We start from the raw sequence: 2,350 nt of genomic DNA on the forward strand, positions 1-2,350 counted from the left end.
GACTTGCCGGCACCGGAGTACCCGATGACGGCGAGCACCTCGCCCTCCTCGACGTCGAGGAGGGCGAGGTGCTCGCCGTCATCTACTCCCGGGCCCTGCCGGACGCCCGCGACGGCCTCAAGCCCGTCCAGCGGCGGATCCTGTACATGATGCACGACATGGGGTTGCGCCCCGACCGCCCGCACGTGAAGTCCGCGCGCGTGGTGGGCGAGGTGATGGGCAAGCTGCACCCGCACGGCGACAGCGCCATCTACGACGCCCTGGTCCGCCAGGCGCAGCCGTTCACGATGCGCCTGCCGCTGGTCGACGGGCACGGCAACTTCGGCTCCCCCGACGCCGGCCCGGCCGCGCAGCGCTACACCGAGGCGCGCCCGGCGACGGCGGCGCTGCTGATGACGACGGGCCTGGACGAGGACGTCGTGGACTTCGTGCCGAACTACGACGACCGCCTCACCGAGCCGGGCGTGCTGCCGGCCGCCTTCCCGAACCTGCTCGTCAACGGCGCCAGCGGCATCGCGGTCGGGATGGCGACGAACATGCCGCCGCACAACCTCGCGGAGGTCGTCGCCGCCGCCCGCCACCTCATCGACGACCCGAAGGCGACGACGGCCGACCTCATGCGGTTCGTGCCGGGACCGGACCTGCCCACCGGCGGGCGGATCGTCGGCCTGGAGGGCGTGCGGGAGGCGTACGAGACGGGCCGCGGCACGTTCCGCACCCGGGCCACGACGCGGGTGGAGGCCATCACCCCGCGCCGCAAGGGGATCGTCGTCACCGAGCTGCCCCTCGGGGTCGGTCCCGAGCGGCTCACCGAGCGCATCAAGGACGCCATCACCGCCAAGCGGCTGCAGGGCGTCGCCGACGTCGTGGACCTCACCGACCGCACCCGGGGCCTGCACTTCGTCATCGAGGTGAAGAACGGTTTCGTGCCCGAGGCGGTGCTGGAGCAGCTGTACCGGCTGACGCCGATGGAGGAGTCCTTCGGCATCAACAACGTCGCCCTCGTCGACGGCCAGCCCCGCACCCTCGGCCTGAAGGACCTGCTGCAGGTGTTCGTCGACCACCGCGTCGACGTCGTCCGCCGCCGCACCGCGTACCGGTTGCGGCGCAAGGAGGAGCGGCTGCACCTCGTCGACGGCCTGCTGGTGGCGATCCTCGACATCGACGAGGTCATCCAGATCGTGCGGGCCAGCGACGACGCGGCCGCGGCGCGCGCCCGGCTGGTGCAGGTGTTCGACCTGTCCGAGACGCAGGCCGCCTACATCCTCGACATGCAGCTGCGGCGGCTGACGAAGTTCTCCCGCCTGGAGCTGGAGACCGAGCAGAAGCAGCTGCGCCGGGAGATCGCCGCCCTCACGGCGGTCCTCAACTCCGAGCGGCGGCTGAAGAAGCTCGTCTCCGACGAGCTGGCCGACGTGGCGGCCGAGCACGGCACGCCGCGGCGCACGGTGCTGCTGGCCTCCGACGGGCCGGCCACCGGCACCGGTGGGCGGCCGATGGCGCTGGAGGTGGCCGACGACCCCTGCCGGGTGCTGCTGTCGTCCACGGGTCTGCTGGCGCGCACGGCCACCGACGAGCCGCTGGGCACCGAGGGCCGCCGCACCAAGCACGACCTGGTGGTGTCCACCGCCCCCGCCACCGCCCGCGGGTCCGTGGGGGTGGTGACGTCGAGGGGGCGGCTGGTGCGCCTGCCGGTGCTGGAGCTGCCGGCGCTGCCGCCCACCGCCGGGCGGCCGGCCATGTCCGGTGGGGTCCCGGTGGGCGTCTTCGCCGACCTGGCCAAGGGCGAGCGGGTGCTGTGCCTGGTGCCGCTGGTGGAGGAGGGCACCGGGCCGGGCGTCGCGCTGGCGACGGCGCAGGGTGTGGTGAAGCGGGTCGTGCCGGAGCCCCTGGGCAACCGCGACGAGGTCGACCTCGTCGCGCTGAGGGACCGCGACGAGGTCGTCGGTGCGGTGGCGCTCACCACCGCCGAGGACGACCTCGTGTTCGTCACCTCCGACGCGCAGCTGCTGCGCTTCCCCGCCGGGGCCGTGCGCCCCCAGGGCCGTGCCGCGGCCGGCATGGCGGGGGTCCGGCTGTCCCCCGGGGAGAAGGTCGTGTTCTTCGGCGCCGTGGCCCCCGACTCCCCCGGCAGCGGCGACGCGGTCGTGGTGACGGTGGCGGGCTCCTCCCAGGCGCTGGAGGGCACCGCCAACGGCACCGTGAAGGTGACGCCGCTGGCGGAGTACCCGCCGAAGGGCCGCGCCACGGGCGGGGTGCGCTGCCACCGCTTCCTGCGCGGGGAGGACGGGCTGCTCCTGGCGTGGGTGGGCCCCGGTCCCGCGGAGGCGGCGACCCCGTCGGGCACGGC

Annotated in this window: 1 protein-coding gene; it reads left to right on the forward strand. The window is 74.5% G+C overall.

The annotated features are described in order from the left end of the window. Positions 1 to 2,350: DNA gyrase/topoisomerase IV subunit A (locus ABEB16_RS20255; RefSeq protein WP_345714001.1), on the forward strand; the 2,350-nt coding region annotated here is incomplete at both ends.

It is taken from the genome of Kineococcus glutinatus, from assembly GCF_039542765.1.
Lineage (GTDB): Bacteria > Actinomycetota > Actinomycetes > Actinomycetales > Kineococcaceae > Kineococcus_A > Kineococcus_A glutinatus.